The sequence below is a fragment of the Thiomicrospira sp. R3 genome (assembly GCF_029581415.1).
GTDB lineage: Bacteria > Pseudomonadota > Gammaproteobacteria > Thiomicrospirales > Thiomicrospiraceae > Thiomicrospira.
Genome location: NZ_CP121121.1, coordinates 1,935,569 through 1,952,946 on the forward strand (window position 1 = coordinate 1,935,569; position 17,378 = coordinate 1,952,946).

The 17,378-nt window shown below is 44.9% G+C and carries 16 protein-coding genes, 1 tRNA gene and 1 pseudogene; 8 read left to right on the top strand and 10 right to left on the bottom strand.

The genetic code is table 11. The annotated features are described in order from the left end of the window. Positions 1–402: 402 nt before the first annotated feature. The 3 genes and pseudogenes from P8S55_RS09925 to P8S55_RS09935 form a co-directional block, all read left to right on the top strand. Positions 403–549: pseudogene (locus P8S55_RS09925) on the top strand (transposase); the annotation flags it as partial. Beyond that, entirely contained in the window at positions 515–742 is a 228-nt protein-coding gene (locus P8S55_RS09930) for a hypothetical protein (RefSeq protein WP_289224050.1), read from the top strand. The pseudogene P8S55_RS09925 and the gene P8S55_RS09930, both read left to right, overlap by 35 nt. A gap of 23 nt (positions 743–765) precedes the next feature. Next, entirely contained in the window at positions 766–906 is a 141-nt protein-coding gene (locus P8S55_RS09935) for a hypothetical protein (RefSeq protein ID WP_289224051.1), read from the top strand. Positions 907–1,123: 217 nt separating this feature from the next. On the opposite strand, the gene P8S55_RS09940 is transcribed toward P8S55_RS09935, so the two are convergent. Together P8S55_RS09940 and serS are read right to left on the bottom strand one after the other, a co-directional pair. After that, positions 1,124–1,214 (bottom strand) — tRNA-Ser (locus P8S55_RS09940). Between the two features lie 75 nt (positions 1,215–1,289). After that, a complete protein-coding gene (gene serS / locus P8S55_RS09945; RefSeq protein ID WP_289224052.1) occupies positions 1,290–2,579 on the bottom strand; it encodes a serine--tRNA ligase in 1,290 nt (429 codons plus the stop codon). A gap of 348 nt (positions 2,580–2,927) precedes the next feature. On the opposite strand from serS, the gene P8S55_RS09950 reads away from it, so the two are divergent. Together P8S55_RS09950 and P8S55_RS09955 are read left to right on the top strand one after the other, a co-directional pair. Beyond that, positions 2,928–3,269 (top strand): transposase, encoded by a 342-nt coding sequence (locus P8S55_RS09950; protein WP_289224053.1) that lies wholly within the window; start codon positions 2,928–2,930, stop codon positions 3,267–3,269. Beyond that, positions 3,211–4,119, top strand: coding sequence for an IS3 family transposase (locus P8S55_RS09955; protein ID WP_289224054.1), 909 nt, complete (start codon positions 3,211–3,213; stop codon positions 4,117–4,119). Before P8S55_RS09950 ends, P8S55_RS09955 begins: the two co-directional genes overlap by 59 nt. Before the next feature lie 156 nt (positions 4,120–4,275). Here P8S55_RS09955 and lysS read toward each other — a convergent pair whose 3' ends face one another. Both lysS and prfB read right to left on the bottom strand, forming a co-directional pair. After that, positions 4,276–5,784: a lysine--tRNA ligase gene (gene lysS / locus P8S55_RS09960; protein WP_289224055.1), complete on the bottom strand. Its 1,509-nt coding sequence runs from the start codon at positions 5,782–5,784 to the stop codon at positions 4,276–4,278. Positions 5,785–5,831: 47 nt separating this feature from the next. Further along, positions 5,832–6,927, bottom strand: a protein-coding gene (gene prfB / locus P8S55_RS09965) for a peptide chain release factor 2 (protein ID WP_289224056.1) whose coding sequence is annotated in 2 segments (ribosomal slippage) — positions 5,832–6,854 and positions 6,856–6,927 — 1,095 coding nt in all. Because the reading frame shifts where the segments join, the coding sequence is not laid out codon by codon here. 147 nt (positions 6,928–7,074) lie between these two features. Between prfB and P8S55_RS09970 the strand changes: the two genes are divergently transcribed. Further along, positions 7,075–7,722, top strand: a complete 648-nt coding sequence (locus P8S55_RS09970; protein ID WP_289224057.1) for a DUF5610 domain-containing protein — start codon at positions 7,075–7,077, stop codon at positions 7,720–7,722. A gap of 75 nt (positions 7,723–7,797) precedes the next feature. Here the strand turns inward: P8S55_RS09970 and P8S55_RS09975 are convergent, their stop codons facing one another. From P8S55_RS09975 to P8S55_RS09985, 3 genes are all read right to left on the bottom strand, one after another. Beyond that, positions 7,798–8,664, bottom strand: coding sequence for a universal stress protein (locus P8S55_RS09975; RefSeq protein ID WP_289224058.1), 867 nt, complete (start codon positions 8,662–8,664; stop codon positions 7,798–7,800). Continuing rightward, positions 8,664–10,157: a SulP family inorganic anion transporter gene (locus P8S55_RS09980; protein ID WP_289224059.1), complete on the bottom strand. Its 1,494-nt coding sequence runs from the start codon at positions 10,155–10,157 to the stop codon at positions 8,664–8,666. The genes P8S55_RS09975 and P8S55_RS09980 overlap by 1 nt, the downstream gene beginning before the upstream one ends. A 248-nt stretch (positions 10,158–10,405) precedes the next feature. Further along, positions 10,406–11,173, bottom strand: coding sequence for a hypothetical protein (locus P8S55_RS09985; protein WP_289224060.1), 768 nt, complete (start codon positions 11,171–11,173; stop codon positions 10,406–10,408). A gap of 73 nt (positions 11,174–11,246) precedes the next feature. Between P8S55_RS09985 and P8S55_RS09990 the strand changes: the two genes are divergently transcribed. Both P8S55_RS09990 and P8S55_RS09995 read left to right on the top strand, forming a co-directional pair. Continuing rightward, positions 11,247–11,501, top strand: a complete 255-nt coding sequence (locus tag P8S55_RS09990; RefSeq protein ID WP_289224061.1) for a hypothetical protein — start codon at positions 11,247–11,249, stop codon at positions 11,499–11,501. Between the two features lie 66 nt (positions 11,502–11,567). Beyond that, positions 11,568–13,331 carry a single-stranded-DNA-specific exonuclease RecJ gene (locus tag P8S55_RS09995; protein ID WP_289224062.1) on the top strand — a complete coding sequence of 588 codons (1,764 nt, stop codon included), beginning with the start codon at positions 11,568–11,570 and terminating at the stop codon, positions 13,329–13,331. A gap of 77 nt (positions 13,332–13,408) precedes the next feature. Here the strand turns inward: P8S55_RS09995 and thrC are convergent, their stop codons facing one another. The 3 genes from thrC to P8S55_RS10010 all read right to left on the bottom strand — a co-directional run bounded on the left by thrC (position 13,409) and on the right by P8S55_RS10010 (position 17,375). Further along, positions 13,409–14,881, bottom strand: a complete 1,473-nt coding sequence (gene thrC / locus P8S55_RS10000; RefSeq protein WP_289224063.1) for a threonine synthase — start codon at positions 14,879–14,881, stop codon at positions 13,409–13,411. A gap of 88 nt (positions 14,882–14,969) precedes the next feature. Next, a complete protein-coding gene (locus tag P8S55_RS10005; protein ID WP_289224064.1) occupies positions 14,970–15,980 on the bottom strand; it encodes a hypothetical protein in 1,011 nt (336 codons plus the stop codon). Between the two features lie 87 nt (positions 15,981–16,067). Then, positions 16,068–17,375, bottom strand: a complete 1,308-nt coding sequence (locus P8S55_RS10010; protein WP_289224065.1) for a homoserine dehydrogenase — start codon at positions 17,373–17,375, stop codon at positions 16,068–16,070. Positions 17,376–17,378 lie beyond the last annotated feature (3 nt).

The window sequence follows — 17,378 nt, forward strand, 5'->3', positions numbered from 1 at the left end:
CTATCGGTTAAGCTGAGCTGGACAAATCGACAACATAATTCATTAAGCGGCGGATGGGGGCAGATAAGTGCATCAGCGACTGAGGTCTGTGAGAGGTTTTTCCATGCCATGTGACAAAATCCAGTTATACGTAATAATAATTTGTTATTTTAACTCTTCATCGCAAAAATTGCAGATTTATAGAGGTTTGGCAAGCTTTTCTCGTGCAAAGGTCTCAATTAAACTAAAACTATTAATTTGATAGGTTAATTATTTGGTTTTAAACCAAAAAAAACGTATTTAGCCCTATTGAAACTTTAACAATTACCATACTAATCGGTCTTTTCATCGGTTTCACGATCAATAGCTTACAACGGTTCTAAACCAAGTGTTTAAAGACAGCTTTTTCTAACCCCCTGCCACCACCAACTGCTTGAACGAATGAGTTACAAGCGGTTTTGCGGTTTAACTGATGCGCTGACCATCCCAGATCGCACTACTATTTGGACGTTCGAAAACCGCCTCGGCCAAACCGGTGCCAATCAGCTGTTTAAAGCACTGGATAGCCAAGCTCAATAAGTCGCCGGAGCGTCAGCTCGATGCCAAAAAACAACTCGTTTGGCGGTTATACCAACGGGGTTACACACACGCCCAGCTATTAGAACTCTTCCGGGTCATTGACTGGATGATTAGATTACCGCGTAATTTCGATATTGAATTCAAGGTCTTAGTTGACCAAGTTGAGGAGCAAAAAATGGCTTAGTCACATCGGTAGAACGCATCGCGATGCAGGAGGGCCGACTCGAAGGTAAGCTCGAAGCCGCGCAAACGATGGTTGTCGATTTTGGAATTTCTGTTAAAAATGCCGCTAGCAAGCTCAAGGTACCCCTTGATGATTTGGTTGCTTACTTAAACAAACATGAGTAGTCTAAGCAGTAGATTTTCAGGGTTTGGCAGGCCTATTAATGATTGTTAGTAACATCAAGCTACTTTGATGACTAAGTATTACCCGCTGCGTAAGTTGTGTGTAAACACACAAAAGCAAAAAATCACGCTTAAGAAATGAGGTAGTTGTTAGAAAAGATTGCTATTTCAATGATTTAGAATTAAAAAGCCCGAACAAGTCGGGCTTTTTAATCGGATATGGCGGTGGACTAGGGATTCGAACCCCAGGTAGGCTACAAACCTACAACGGTTTTCAAGACCGCCGCCTTAAACCACTCAGCCAGTCCACCAAAATTTGATGTTGAGTATTATAGTAGTTTGACTAGAGTTTGCAAGCCCGTTTTGCATTTTTGTTAAAAGAATATTTAAATCAGCTCAATCCCATCCATATAACTACGCAAAACCTCAGGCACGGTAATTGAACCGTCGGCATTTTGGTAGTTTTCCAGCACGGCGACCAGCGTACGCCCAACCGCCAATCCTGAACCATTTAAGGTATGCAGCAATTGTGGCTTGCCCTGCCCACTCTTGAAACGCGCCATCATTCTGCGCGATTGGAAATCTTCGAAGTTAGAGCAAGATGAAATCTCACGGTAGGCACTCTGGCCCGGCAACCAAACCTCTAAGTCATAGGTTTTTGCCGAAGAAAACCCTATATCGCCACTACACAATGCCATCATTCGATAAGGTAAGCCGAGTTTCTGTAAAATATTAGCCGCGTGTTGCGTTAAGGTTTCTAAAGCGGCATAGGATTCATCCGGATGAACAAACTGGACCATTTCAACCTTTTCAAACTGATGCTGACGAATCAACCCCTTCACATCCTTGCCATAAGACCCCGCCTCTGAACGAAAACACGGGGTATGAGCCACATACATAAGCGGCAACGCGTCTTCATCTATAATTTCATTGCGCATCAAGTTGGTAATCGGCACTTCAGCCGTTGGGATAAGATACAAGTCGCGGTCACTGGTATCATGCTCGCTGTGTTTTTCAATTTTATACAAATCCGCTGCGAATTTTGGCAGCTGCCCAGTACCACGTAAACTGTCTTGATTAACAATATAAGGGACATAGACTTCTTCATAACCATGCTCAAAGCTGTGAGTATCGAGCATAAACTGTGTCAGCGCGCGCTGCAAGCGTGCCATAGACCCCTTTAACACTGAAAAACGCGCTGAGGTTACTTTCGTCGCCGCCTCATTGTCATACCAGCCTCGCGCCTCGCTTAACGCAACATGATCCTTAACCTCGAAATCAAACTGGCGCGGTTCACCCCAACGCTCAACCTCCACATTTTCATCTTCAGATGCGCCGATTGGCGTCGTGTCATGCGGTAAGTTAGGTGTGCTGGCCAAAATCATATCAATTTCATTTTGCACTTGATCAAATGCCTGCTTCGCCTGCTCCAACTGCTCACCCAAATCTGCAACCGCATTCAATAATGGCTGCACATCTTCACCTTGTGCTTTAGCCTTACCTATGGCTTTTGCGCTTTGATTACGTTGGGCTTGAAGCTGCTCAGTCTTAACTTGCAAATCTTTGCGCTGTTGCTCAAGCTGGTTAAATGTCTGGGCATCAAAACGAAACCCTCGACGCGCCAACTTCTCTACCACAGCCCCCATATCAGTTCTTAATAACTTTGCATCTAACATTTGTTGTCACTCTCTAATTTTTTTAGGTTTACGAATTGCACCTATTTTAAAGCCCTAACCCCCTAGTGCCAAAGATTATTTACACTCCGTACTAAAAAGAACAAAACCATTGGGTTTTAAAGCGCTAAATAGCAGATTTTATCGGGGTTGACGGCCTTTGTTTATCGTCGCAAATAACCCCAAACGCGCCAACACCTTTCTCGCTAAGCACGCCGAGCGCAAAACCTATGCCCGCTATTTAAAAAACAAAGGGGCAACAAGACTAAGATAAGAAATTAGCTAACTGGAATGGTTACACTATTTCGTACCTAGATGATGTTATAAAATAATCATCTAAGGAGACCCGAAATGGCCAATGCAAAATACGACACTGAACTCAAAAAAGAAGTTATTGACGCCATCGTTAATAGCGGAAGAAGTTCAGCCCAAGCCGCAAGAGATTATGAGCTACCCGTTACTGTTGTTTACACTTGGGTTCGCTCTCACAAACTAAAACATGATTTGGCCGTAATTCCAAAACAATCAGAATCTCTAGAACAAGAAAATAAACGGCTTAAAAAGGAGCTCGCTCAAGCCAAGATGGAGCGCGACATCTTAAAAAAGCCACCGCATACTTTGCCAGTCTCGAGAAGTGAAGTATGCCTGGATACAAAAGCATCGAGAAGAGTTCCTGTTTGCACTAATGTGTAAGGTATTAAAAGTGCCCGTCAGCAGCTTTAATAGCTGGCTAAAACTAGACCAGACTGATAAGGCGAGCGAACAAAAAAATAATGCTGACTTAATTAAAGAGGTTTTCGCCACTTTAAAAGGAAATGCAGGCGCTAGGGGTATAAAAGGTTATTTAGCCGACGAAAAGAATGTGACGATGAGTCGGCGCAAAATCGCAATAATCATGCGAAAACAAGGCTTAATTGTCCACACACGTAAGAAGTTTAAGAAAGCCAACAGTGCGGCGATTAATGATCCAAAAATAAAGCCGAACCTGCTCAATCGAGCATTCAAAGTCAGCTACCTCAACCAAGTATGGGTCGGTGACATAACACAAATTAAAACCCAGCAAGGCTGGATGTACTTGGCCACTTATATTGACCTTTACTCAAGAAAAGTGGTTGGCTGGGCATTAGAAACGCATATGCGTTCAGAGCTCATTGAGACCGCGTTAAAAAGAGCTTTATGGAATCGTAAGCCCCCTAAAGGACTGATGGTTCACACGGATCAAGGTAGTCAGTTTATCAGTCACGCTTACCGCAAATTGATGGCTCATTGGGGCATTAAGCAAAGCATGAGTCGGCGGGGAAATTGTTGGGACAATGCGGTTATTGAGAGCTTCTTTAAATCTTTCAAAACAGAAACCGTTTACCAGCTCAAAAAGTTAATCGACCAACAAGAAATGCGTTGGCTAGTTTCGGAATATATGGGGCACTACAACCATATCAGACCACACAGTTCGAATGGTTATATTCCACCTGCCAAATTCGAGAGAATGCGACTAGACCGACTAAAAGCAATTGAAGAAAATCTAGGTACGAAAAAGTGTTGACACTCCATAGTGTTAGCGGATGTGGTGTTAATTTATTGCGCTGCCTGGCTTGGCTAGTTGCATTTATTATAAACGATTTAAGTGTCTCAACATTCGTTTTTGATAGTAAAAACCCCGTGAGAACGGGGTTTTTAAACTACTAGGTTTCGTGAGGCTTTAGGCTGGGCGCATATGCGGAAATAATAAAACGTCCTTGATGCTGGCCGCATCGGTAAACAACATTACCAAACGATCAATGCCTATCCCCTGACCGGCTGCGGGTGGCATGCCGTGTTCTAGTGCGGTGATAAAGTCCGCATCATAATGCATCGCTTCGTCATCCCCTTCGTCTTTAGCGCGTACCTGTTCCATAAAGCGCTCGGCTTGGTCTTCGGCATCGTTTAGTTCGGAGAAACCATTCGCCAATTCACGCCCACCGATAAATAACTCAAAACGGTCGGTAACAAACGGATTGGCATCGTTACGGCGCGCAAGCGGTGATACTTCGGCTGGATACTCGGTGATAAAGGTCGGGTCCAACAAGCGGTGTTCAACGGTTTGTTCAAAAATCTCGGTTTGGATTTTGCCTAAGCCATAACCAGGACGAACATCAATTTTTAACTTTTCTGCTAGGTTGATGCAGTATTCAATGTCATCAAGGTCTTCAGCCTTCACGCCTTCGTTATACAAGGCAATCGAGTCTTTCAGCGTAATACGTGCAAACGGCTTGTCAAAATGGAACACCTGACCTTGGTAGGGCACTTCACCCGAACCGAGCACCATCTGCGCCAGTTCTTTGAACATGTCTTCGGTGTAATTCATCATGTCGATGTAATCGGCATAGGCTTCGTAAAATTCGACCATGGTGAATTCGGGGTTATGGCGGGTTGATAAGCCTTCGTTACGGAAGTTTCGGTTAATCTCAAACACCTTTTCAAAACCACCAACTAATAAACGCTTTAAATATAATTCCGGTGCGATACGCAAATACAGCGGCATATCCAACGCGTTATGATGGGTCACAAACGGCTTGGCGGCCGCACCACCCGGAATAACGTGCATCATCGGGGTTTCCACTTCCATAAAGCCTTTGCGCACAAAAAACTCACGCATCCCCTGAATCACTTTTGAGCGGGTTTCAAAGGTTTTACGGCTTTGTTCTGACATAATTAAATCAAGATAACGCTGACGATAACGCACTTCCTGATCTTGTAAACCGTGAAATTTATCGGGCAACGGGCGCAAGGCTTTAGTAATCAGCTCAATTGATTCGACATGAATCGATAACTCATCAGTATTGGTTTTAAACAAATAGCCAGTGACCCCAACGATATCACCCAAATCCCATTTTTTAAACTGATCGTTGTAAAACCCTTCTGGCAAATCATCACGTGTTACATAGGCTTGAATACGGCCTGACATATCTTGCAAGGTAGCAAAGCTGGCTTTACCCATAATACGGCGGGTCATCATTCGCCCAGCAACCTTAACCCGAACTGGCTGCATTTCAGCCAATTCTGCTTTGGTTTTAGTGGCGTATTCGTTTTGCAAATCCATCGCCAACACATCACGGCGGAAGGTGTTGGGATAAGCCTGACCGGTTTTACGCAAGCCGTCTAGTTTGGCTCGACGTTCAGCAATAATTTTGTTTTCATCGATTTCTGGAGTCGTATTCTGTTCTGACATGAGTCTATTCCTAATAAAGTTCTGCAATCAACCACCAGGCCTGGTGGTTACAAACCGGCTTTTAAGCTGGCTTCAATAAACTGATCTAAATCGCCATCTAACACCGCAGTGGTATTACCCGTTTCAACACTGGTGCGCAAATCTTTAATACGCCCAGAATCGAGTACATAAGAGCGAATTTGACTACCCCAACCTATGTCTGATTTTGAGTCCTCTAGCGTTTGTTTTTCGCTGTTACGTTTATGCATTTCGAGTTCATATAACTTGGCGCGTAACTGCTTAAACGCTTCATCTTTGTTTTGATGTTGTGAGCGGCCATTTTGACATTGCACCACGGTATTGGTCGGTAAATGGGTGATGCGCACGGCCGATTCGGTTTTGTTAACGTGCTGCCCACCCGCGCCACTGGCACGATAAACATCAATGCGTAAATCCGCAGGGTTGATGTCAATCTCAACATTATCATCGACCTCCGGTGAAATAAACACCGAGGCAAATGAGGTATGGCGACGATTGCCTGAATCAAACGGCGATTTTCTGACCAAGCGATGCACACCCGTTTCAGTACGCATCCAGCCATAAGCATAGTCACCGACCACATGAATCGTCGCACCCTTAATGCCGGCCACATCGCCATCGGACACTTCTAACACCTCGGCCTTAAAGCCCTTAGCTTCAATCCAACGCAAATACATCCGCAACAGCATACTCGCCCAGTCTTGCGCTTCGGTGCCGCCTGAACCCGACTGGATTTCAAGATAGGCGTTATTGGCATCCATTTCGCCTGAAAACATGCGTTGAAACTCAAGTTCATCAAGCTTTTTCTGCAAATCGGCCAATTCGGTTTCCACCTCTTCAACCATAGATTCATCATTGTCGGCTTCCGCCATTTCTAATAATTCTTTACAAGCATCCAAACCGCCCGCTAAAGTATCAAGCGTGCCGACAATTTTATCTAGCTGAACCTTTTCTTTACCTAGGGCTTGCGCGCGCTCAGGATTATCCCAAATTTTTGGATCTTCTAACTCACGCCCTACTTCAACAAGCCGCTCAGATTTGGTTTCATAGTCAAAGATACCCCCTAAGCACCAAGCTGCGGGCGGCATAATCTTCAATTCGGTTATAAATTAGGTTTAATTCCATGGTTTTTCACATCAAAATTTAAAGCGCGAATCATAGCATTTTTTAGCCATTTTGTCCTAAAGGATTCGGCCCACTAAGCCGATAACCTTAGTGACAAATTTTAAAATAGATTAAAATCAAAACAAGACCAGAAACAGGAGCAGACCCATGCCAATACAATCTATCGACTCAAATGCCAATACGTATCAACGTAATGCGGCTATTGATTCCAATAAAAAACCCGAGCTATCTGCAGATAAGCAACCAGGCCTGGTGGTTAATGTCGGCGGTGTTGAGCAGCAAGCCTCCAAAGAAACCATGAAAATTCAAGCCCAAGCGAGCATTATTCAACATCTATTTGGTGAAGGCGCACCTAGAGATCAAAATGCGTTAAAAATTCTTTTTCAAGAAACCATTGAACAGCTCAACCAAGCGCTTGAAGCCGATTTGGGGCCGAATGCCATTAGTGCTGAAAAACTCGCTGAACAAGGGGGGATGGACTATTGGTCAGCAGAAAATACAGCGGGACGCATTGTTCAAGGCACCACCGCTTTTTTTGAAGCGTTTAAACAATCCAACCCTAATCTTGAAGGCGTAGGCTTGCTGGACAAGTTTTTAAGCGTTATTGGTGGCGGTATTGAATCTGGATTTAAAGATGCGACCGATATGCTCAAAGGGTTTGGCGTCTTTGATGGTTCTGTAAAGGATAATGCGGAAAAAACCTATGATTTGGTGCAGAAAGGCTTGCAAGACTTTAGAGCGCAACAGATGGAAAAAATGGGATTAAATCCGGCTGTTGAAAAACCTGAGGTTTAAACTTAAAACGCCCTTAAAAACCTTTAACTATCAGCAGGCCTGGTTGTTGTGATACCAGGCCTGCTTGTTTAACGACTAGCGCACTAACAATACAGGCTTATTGCTGTTCATTAGTATCTTCAACGTAAAGCTACCAAAAAACAATTTGTGTAACGCGCCATGCTTAAACGCCCCCATCACGGTTAAGTCTAAATCATGGGTTTGTTGATAGGTCATCAGCGCGGTTTGCGCATCCCCTGACAAGAGCGCGGTTTTATACTGACGCCCCGAACGAATCAACGACACCTCTGCCGCTTCTAAAATCGGACGACCTATGTGCTCCTTGTCATTCACATGCACCAGGTGAATCTCCATCTCAGCATACAAGGGGCTTTTACAGACAAACTGTAACGCCTTACGTGCGCCTTCGGTGTCGTTATAGGCCAGCATTAAGCTTTTAGGTATTTTAAACTCGCCGTTGGCGATAAAAATCGGTTTGTGCAATGCACGAATAGTTTCTTCTAATTGTGCACCGACCGCCTTTTCTTCGCCGGTATGATCCTCACCGCGTAAGCCAATCACCAGCACGCGAATTTCGTCTTCAATCCCTTCGAGTGCCGAAGCCAAATCACCATGACGCTGCCTGGCGGTAATCTCTTTGATACCACGCCCCTCAAGGCGCTGAACTATCGCATCCAGCATTTGCTTGCCTTCAGCAATTAAACGCTTGCTTTCAGCGCGTTCTTGAGCAGAAAGATCCTGCATCATAGCTTCACGCATATTGGGCGTGTGGCGAGCTGAACGGTTTACGTTATCCAGCAACATGCCATGCTCAATCGTATGCATTAATTCTAGCGGCGACTGGACTTTTTCAGCAATCCAAGCCGCATAATCCACTACCGCATCACTCATTGCCGAGCCATCAATACAGGCCATGACCCATTTTTGTTGTAAGGTTTCCATTAGTGGCCTCCCATTAATTTTTCAGCTTTTTTCGGATCATTATGCGCTGCATATTTATTAACTAACCCTTGGCTCGCTTCATTCAAGCCAACCACTTCAACATCCGCACCTTCACGACGCAGTTTAATCACCACTTTATCCAAGGCGTAAATCGCGCTGATATCCCAAAATTGCGCTTCGTGAACGTCGATAATAACTTTATCAACCGCCTCTTTGAAATCAAAAAAGCTTATGAACTTGTCCGCTGAGTTGAAAAACAGATCGCCTGAAATTTTATAAGTGCGTGTATTTGTAGCGCTGTCAAAGGCCTTTTCTGATGTCATAAAGGTGGTCATACGATACGCCATAAACAAGGCCGCCAAAATCACGCCAGAAATCACGCCAAACGCGAGGTTATGGGTATAAACCGTAATAATCACCGTTGCCAACATAACAATGGTGGCGGGTAATGGGTTAGTGCGCAACTCTGGAATCGATGCCCAACTAAACGTACCAATCGACACCATAATCATAATCGCCACTAGTGCGGCCATCGGCACTAACGCCAGATAATCTGCGACAAACACCACCATAATCAACAGCACCACCCCAGCGGTAAAGGTTGATAAACGCCCGCGTCCACCCGATTTTACATTAATCACCGACTGACCAATCATCGCACACCCTGCCATACCGCCAGTGAAGCTAGAGGCGATGTTCGCAATGCCTTGACCTTTACACTCACGACGTTTGTCTGAGTCGGTATCGGTCATTTCATCAATAACCTGGGCGGTCATTAGGGATTCAATCAAACCCACAATCGCAATCGCTACTGAATAAGGCAGGATAATCCATAGTGTTTCAAAGTTAAACGGTACATCCGGGATCAAAAAGACTGGAATGCTATCTGGCAAATCACCCATATCACCGATTGTACGCACATCAATACCCATCGCCAATACCAATGCAGTCAATACAACAATCACCACTAGCGGTGAGGGGATCATCTTACCAATCTTGGGGATATAAGGGAATAGATACACAATGGCCAAACCAAAGGCCGTCAACGCATACACATGCCAGGTTACATTAGTAAGTTCTGGCAACTGCGCCATAAAGATTAAGATAGCTAATGCATTTAAAAACCCCGTCATTACCGAACGAGAAATGAAACTAATGAAACGGTCCATGCGTAGATAACCCGCCAGTATTTGCAGCAGGCCTGCTAATATGCCGGCTGCCAGCAAATACTCAAGCCCATGATCTTTGACTAGGTTAATCATAAGTAATGCGGTGGCGGCGGTGGCCGCCGAAATCATCCCAGGGCGCCCGCCCACTATCGCGATCACCACCGCAATGGTGAAGGAGGCATACAAGCCCACTTTTGGGTCTACCCCAGCAATAATCGAAAACGCAATGGCTTCCGGAATCAGCGCTAAGGCCACCACAATCCCGGCGAGCACGTCACCCCGGACGTTGCCCAACCAGTCTTTTCTTTTTTGAGATAACAGCATAGTAAATCCGTTTTAATTTTAAAAATTGACTTGAAATCAACGACTTCAATGAGAGAGTAAATAAGGATTTTAACCTGCTCAGAACAAACAGGTTATAGTATAAGCCTCTTAAGTTGCAAAAATTATAGTCGAATGACTTAATGAATACAAATCAAACTTAAGCGCAACGTAGGGTCTTTTAGCTATAGCTATTCCCCAAAGCCCCCAGCCGCTCGGAGTATTGCAGCCAACCAGCAGGCCTGGTTGTTTTAGTGAAGATGTTTATCTGCAATCTGCTTTAACGTATTAACCACCAGGCCTGCTTCTAATGCAAAACCCAATGCACGTTGCAGGCGAACAGGCGCGGAGCGTCCCATACAGATATGCGCCGGATCACCATCAAACGCCTTTTGCAAACCGGCCAGCAGTTTCTCACGATCCTGCAAGTTATTCGTCAACCAATCTTGAATTTTAAGCACATCTTGCGCTACTGCATTCATTAAATCGGCATGATCTTGAGTCAATTGAGCAACATTACCGCCTACTTCTAAACCTGCAATATTAGTGGTCAGAATATACAAATTCTTCAACACCAACTCAAACTCCAAGTCTTTTTCTGACTCGAGGATAAAGCTCGGTAAATCCAGTGTTGCCAAGGCATCGGAAACCAACTGTGCTTTTGGCCCAAAAATCGGTGAAGGTATCACCACCTTACTATCCATGCCCTTTTTCTTCTCAAACCAAACTGAAATTACAGTTGGCTCAGTAAACGAGTGAGCCAACCAATCCCGAGGCAACAATTCATTTTGAATTAATACCACTTTCGACTTCCACTCCTTAGGCACCTCGGTTAACAAGCTATGAAAATCTGCTTCACCGACTGCTATAATAACCGCTTGAGGCTTAACCAACCCCGTTAGGTTTTCCATCGTGTTATGACGGGTAACCGGCACCACGGTATAACCTAACTTCAAAAAACCTCGGGCAAAAACACTGCCCAACTCACCTAATCCAACCACAACAACAGTTTTATTCATTTTATGATCCTCGATTGCTTTAAAATAGTGTTTAAATTTACTAACAGTTTAAACAGCTTTTAAAGGAGACGCAATGGATAACCCTCGCCCCCCCTTCACCTGGCATTATTATGCGATGGCTTTTGGTGCTTTGGCTGCCCTTATGGCATTAACGCTTGGTGCATGGGGTTCAGTGGTCAGTGCACTAGGTTTTACGGTCATTGCCCACCCCAGGATTCGCCTAAGCGGGCCCACTAGAACGGTATTTTTATTAATTTTTGCAGCTATGTATGTATTTGCCTTTCCCTCGCCAGATGCGGTGCACGCGATAATGAGTTCACCTTCATGAAACCCGACTCAGCACTGCGCAGTCTGTTAGAATGCGAGCCATTAAAAATAAAATGCCCAACCTATTATGATAAAAACACCCCGAATTGTTCAGCGTCCATTTAATCAGACAGTCTATAAATCAGCCCTAGCACTTGGACTGACCAGCCTACAAGCCAAGCTGGTTGCCCAACGTCTTGATTGCGATGAATTATTAAATGAAATTGTTTTTCCTCAACTCAAACACTTACAACATCCTAGCCAACTAAAAAACGCGCTGCAAGCCGCTCAATTAATTGCCGATGCCATTCAAGACCAAGGCTTAATTGTCATAGCCACCGACTATGATACCGATGGGGTGACCTCCGCATGGGTAGCCCATCGCGCATTGCTCGATCACTTTAATGTAGATCAGGCGCGGTTAATTCATCTGATTGGCGAACGCAAAAACGGTTATGGCATTACGGATGAGATGTGTGATCAAATCCTGGCGCTGCAACAGCCCGTCAGCTTGGTCATTTCAGCTGACCAAGGATCAAGCGATGAACCGCGCATTGCTCGTCTCGCACAGGTGGGCATTAAAGTCTGCGTTACTGATCACCACAATATCCCTGAGGAAGGTCCGCCAGCAAGCGCAACCTGTACCGTTAATCCCCAGCAAGCAGAGTGCGATTATGACAAAACCATCGCAGGGTGTTTTGTGATCTTTTTAGTCATGACTCAGGTTCGTCATGTACTGATTCAACGCGGAGTTCTCGCCACGGATGCACCCAGCTTGAAAAACCTTACTCGTCATGTTGCGCTTGGAACGATTGCAGACAGTGTAAGTTTAAAAAGTCCAAATAACCGCGCCATTGTGCTGGCTGGTTTACAGCAAATCAATCAATTTGATCATCCCGCTTGGCAAGCCTTCCGTCAGTTTAACAATAACAATGATCTACCCTATAATGCCGAGTTTCTGGCCTTTCACGTTGCCTCACGCATTAATGCCGCAAGCCGGGTGAATGATGTTACCAGTGCCTTTCACTTTCTGAATGCGAATGATATTGAGCAGGCCAAGCAACATTTACAGCAACTTGAAGCAGACAACCTTGAGCGTCGTCAACAACAAGAAAGCATGATGCAACAAGCCTTTGAAAAAGCCGCTGAACTATTCCACCCGCAGCGCTTTAGTTTAGCGATTGCGCTTGAAGGAAACGCGGGTATTCAAGGTATTATCGCAAGTCGTGTCGGCGAAAAATATGGTTTACCGACAGTGGCGATGACCGATTTAAATGACGGCACCCTAGCAGGAAGTGGCCGTGGTGTTGTACCCGAAGTCGATTTAATTCAGGCCTTTAATTGGATTGAAAGCCAATATCCAAGTATGTTTATTGCTAAAGGGGGTCATAAAGGTGCGGCGGGCTGTCAAATTAAATTTGACGATTATCCTCAATTTACAGAATTACTTGAACAAGCCATGAAGTTACAATTGGGAGACGCCGTTCCGACCCCTGTTGTCGAAACGGATGGCGAACTGGAAGGCTCATGGCTAACGATTGATCTGATCACTCAACTGGAAAAACTTGAACCTTATGGGCGTGAATGGCCTCAACCGCAATTTGAAGGGAGGTTTAAAGTGCTTGATGTTAGGACCATAGGCAAAACCCAAACCCATTTATCGCTACGCCTAATGCCTCAAACCGCTAACCAACCGATTAAAGCCGTGTATTTTGGCGCGCTAGAGCAAGCAGGTGATCCGCTGCCCTTTAACCATGATGATTGGATTCGCTGTGTGTTTCAACCCAAGCTCAATCGTTATATGGGACGAGACAGTTTGCAGATTATGCTTCAATTGGCTTACAAGGTATAGCCCAAGGCTTAATCACTGAGCATCCCCAAAAAAAATTAAGGGCGCTCAGACGCTCAGTGATTAACAACACAAAGAATTTACAAAGAACCAACAATTTCCTGTTCAATCATTTCCTTAGCAATCACCTTATCTTGCACTTGAGGTTTGTCGAGTAAACAAGCAATTTGGTTTGAAATACTGACCTTGCCTTTTTCAGCAATTAACTTCAACGCATCGACATCCGCAGTGATCTCGCCACCAAATAGAGTTTTAGCGATAATCGGTGAAAACTTAGTCCATTCTGCGGTGGAGTAAACAATGGTTTTGAGTTGTTTGTTTTTACGTGAGGTATCATGCACCTTAAAACAGGTTGCTGTATGGGGGTCCATTAAATACCCCGCGTCATAGGCTTGCTTAATGTAAGCCTGCCCCTCTTCATCGTTACAGTAGTCAGCGGCGAAAATAGCTTGAATCTGGGCTAACTCATCCGGGTTCAATTGATAAAACTTATCGTTATCCAACGCAAACATCAATTCTTTGGTACGCGCAGCACCAAACAGATCAAACAAAATACGCTCGATGTTCGATGACTTCAAAATATCCATCGCCGGTGAGCTTGTGGCAATCACCTGGCTCGTGCGTAGGTCATAAATGCCTTCATTAATAAAACGGGTTAATACATTGTTATTATTAGACGCAATTAAAATCTGCTCAACCGGCAAACCCATTTTATAAGCATAATAACCGCCTAATGCATTTCCAAAGTTACCGCTTGGCACATTTAAATATACCTTATCGCCCAAAGTAATCGCCCCTTGACGAACTAGTTCCAAATAGCTGTGGACATGGTAAAGGGTTTGAAAAATAATCCGACCAAAGTTCACCGAGTTAGCCGCGGACACTTGAATGCCTTTTTGATGCAGTGTTTCACGGAAAACTGGTGAGGTCAGAAGACGCTTCAATGCCGATTGGGCATCATCAAAATCACCTTTAATGCCGATTACTTTTAAGTTTTGTCCGTCTTCGGTAACCATCTGCAAACGCTGCACATCCGAGGTGCCGCCATCAGGATACATACAGACCACCTGTACATTCGGCTTATTGCGGAAGGTATCCAATGCGGCAGGTCCCGTGTCGCCACTGGTCGCTGCAAGGATTAAATACTGCTCATTACGTGCTTGGGCAACCGCAGACAATACTGTGCCGAACGGCTGTAACGCCATATCTTTAAACGCGCGGGTTGGGCCATGGAACAACTCGCTGACATACAAGTCTTCATACACCTTAACCACCGGAACAGGATTAGCAGGCTCATCAAACTGGTCATAAAGTGCTAAAGCCTGATCAATCACCACTTCATCAATATCGACTTCAAACTTGTCTAATATCGCTTTCGCCAGCGTTTTGTAGTTAGAATTTAAATGATTAGCTAAAAAATCACTTTCTAGCATCGGTAAACTTTTGGGGGAATACAAACCACCAAATGACGACATAGGATTTAAAATCGCCTCAGAAAACGTCACTTCAAGCGGAAATTGGCCGTCATTACCACGGGTTTCAATAAAATTCATTAGGCAAACCTTTATTGACAGGGTTAAAAAATAAAATTGTTGCTGATTATATCAGGTTTCAGCCTGAGCTATGCGTCGCTATGAATCGCTATGAAGCACAATGTGGCGCTAAAGGATGTCGCCAGCGCCAGACACGCTTTAGGTATTTGGGTTCAAGCAGAAAGCCTTGATCAAACCCAAGGTCAATGTAGAGTGAGTGAATCTCGCCCTGTTGCAAACCTTTCAGTAAGCCTTGAAACCAATCCCGCTCAAGCGACTGCAGGGTGTTGTCAGCTAAGCTTTGACTATCAGCGTCAAGGACAATTAAATGATTGAGCAGATTAGGTGTTTTATTGGCGTTTTCCAACCAGGCCTGGTAGTGTGGTGGCTGGTTTTCACATTGCGCTTGTGTCAGTGAAGCCAAGCCTTGCAGATAACTACCCTGCCCCCATATTTTGGCATCTGGGCGGGCTTTTATTTGCTGATCTTCTAATTTACCCTCGCCCCACAACCAAATGCTGTTGATTTCAGCTTGCCCCCTATCGCGGCGAGCTTGGTTAACTGGATGGTTAAAAAACAACATTTGTGCCTCATTCATCAGTTTTCGCCAATAACCCGACGCATGACCTTGTGGAAACAGCCCTTGCAGATTTCGAAACGCCGCCTGAGCCAGCGCCGTGGTTTGAATATCCACTGCTTGGGGAAGCGATAAATACCAGGCCTGGCTTGAACCATAAACTAATTGCACACCATCCTGCGCAAAATGCGCGTTAAACCCATCGAGCAAGGATAAAGATTCGTCTGCCGTGAGTTCTAATTGACTGGCTGGGATTAACACCAGTGTATCGCGATCAGGAATTAGCTGCACCGGATCAACCCGAATCCAAAACAAGCTATGATCCACATTCACCAATTCCACTTGCGCACTGCAAACCGCATGCGGTATCGTCGCAGACTGATGAAACAAATGACTGGTGCGCGCCTCAAAGTCACGCGCCTTAATCGGGTAAAAATCAGAGCGTTTCAACAACTTAGCCAAGCCAGCCAAACGCAAACTCACTGACGAAAGAGTTGTCTGATCAACTAACCCTTTCAATCCTAACGTAACGGCATAACTCATTTTACTTCTCCATAAAAATAAAAAAACCGAGTGCTTTTGGCGACTCGGTTTTAAGAACGACACAACCAGGTCTAGGAGCCTGTCGGGTTAAAAATCACTAACGCGAATTTTGGTAATTTTACCTTCTAAGTCATCTAACCCTTCTAAAACGGCCATCGCTTGATTTAAACGTGCTTCTCTAACCACATTCGTGGTCATCACAACCAATGCCAAATCGCCTTCTGGCATCGGGTCTTGATGCAGGTGTTCAATACTGATGTCATAGTCCGCCAGGGTCTGAGATAAACGCGCTAGCACGCCTGGGTGATCTTTTACCAGAAAACGCAAATAAAACGCCGTGTCAATTTGGTCGATGTTAAGAATATTGGCGTTGTGCTCTAATTGATCAGCATGATAACCCAGTGCAGGGACATGCATCTCATAGGGTGCATCCCAGCCACGTGCAAGGTCAATAATATCGGCCATCACCGCACTTGCGGTCGCGCCGGCACCGGCACCCGCGCCGTAATAAAGGGTTGAACCAACATGATTACCATGCACTAACACCGAATTCATAACGCCGTTCACATCCGCTAATAGAACGGTTTTAGGCACAAGCGTTGGGTGGACACGAAGCGAATAGCCTTCAGCGGTTCTTGCTGCAATACCTAAATGTTTAATTTCGTAACCAAAACTATTAGCAAAACGCACATCATCAGCGGTAATCAGGCTAATGCCTTCGGTGTAAACCCGAGAAAAGCTGAGCTCGATCCCAAAAGCCATCGAAGCTAAAATCGTCAATTTATGCGCCGCATCAATCCCCTCGACGTCATAAGTCGGGTCAGCTTCTGCGTAACCTAAATCCTGTGCATCTTTGAGCACTTTAGAAAAGTCCGCATCCGGCTTTTTCATTTCACTCAGGATATAGTTACCTGTACCGTTGATAATTCCTGCTAGCCAATCAATCTGATTACCTGCTAAACCTTCACGCAGCACCTTGATAATCGGAATGCCACCTGCCACCGAAGCTTCAAAATAGATTTGAACCTGATGTTTTTCGGCGAGTGCAAATAATTCATTGCCATACAAGGCGATTAAGGCTTTGTTAGCCGTCACGATATGCTTGCCGTTTTTGATCGCCTGTTCAACCAGATCACGCGCTAAGGTGGTACCGCCCATCAGCTCAACCACTAAATCCACATTTGGGTCATTGACCACGCTAAACGGATCGTCAGTGATCGCAATAGCGCCTGTATCAACGTTTCTTGGCTTAGCCAAGTCACGCACAGCAATTTTTTCAATATGTAACTTTTTACCCAGTTTACGACCTAGGTCAAGCTCACTGGTGCGCAAAATATTAACCAGACCGCCACCGACTGTGCCTAACCCTAGTAATCCTAGCTTTATTTGTTTCAAACT

What these genes read in the sequence shown, in the direction of transcription:
- P8S55_RS09935 (WP_289224051.1), top strand. Translation starts at nt 766, where the DNA reads ATGCAGGAGGGCCGACTCGAAGGTAAGCTCGAAGCCGCGCAAACGATG.
- lysS (WP_289224055.1), bottom strand. Translation starts at nt 5,784, where the DNA reads ATGTCAGAACAGAATACGACTCCAGAAATCGATGAAAACAAAATTATT.
- P8S55_RS09950 (WP_289224053.1), top strand. Translation starts at nt 2,928, where the DNA reads ATGGCCAATGCAAAATACGACACTGAACTCAAAAAAGAAGTTATTGAC.
- P8S55_RS09995 (WP_289224062.1), top strand. Translation starts at nt 11,568, where the DNA reads ATGATAAAAACACCCCGAATTGTTCAGCGTCCATTTAATCAGACAGTC.
- thrC (WP_289224063.1), bottom strand. Translation starts at nt 14,881, where the DNA reads ATGAATTTTATTGAAACCCGTGGTAATGACGGCCAATTTCCGCTTGAA.
- P8S55_RS09970 (WP_289224057.1), top strand. Translation starts at nt 7,075, where the DNA reads ATGCCAATACAATCTATCGACTCAAATGCCAATACGTATCAACGTAAT.
- P8S55_RS09975 (WP_289224058.1), bottom strand. Translation starts at nt 8,664, where the DNA reads ATGGAAACCTTACAACAAAAATGGGTCATGGCCTGTATTGATGGCTCG.
- P8S55_RS09985 (WP_289224060.1), bottom strand. Translation starts at nt 11,173, where the DNA reads ATGAATAAAACTGTTGTTGTGGTTGGATTAGGTGAGTTGGGCAGTGTT.
- P8S55_RS10005 (WP_289224064.1), bottom strand. Translation starts at nt 15,980, where the DNA reads ATGAGTTATGCCGTTACGTTAGGATTGAAAGGGTTAGTTGATCAGACA.
- serS (WP_289224052.1), bottom strand. Translation starts at nt 2,579, where the DNA reads ATGTTAGATGCAAAGTTATTAAGAACTGATATGGGGGCTGTGGTAGAG.
- P8S55_RS09980 (WP_289224059.1), bottom strand. Translation starts at nt 10,157, where the DNA reads ATGCTGTTATCTCAAAAAAGAAAAGACTGGTTGGGCAACGTCCGGGGT.
- P8S55_RS09990 (WP_289224061.1), top strand. Translation starts at nt 11,247, where the DNA reads ATGGATAACCCTCGCCCCCCCTTCACCTGGCATTATTATGCGATGGCT.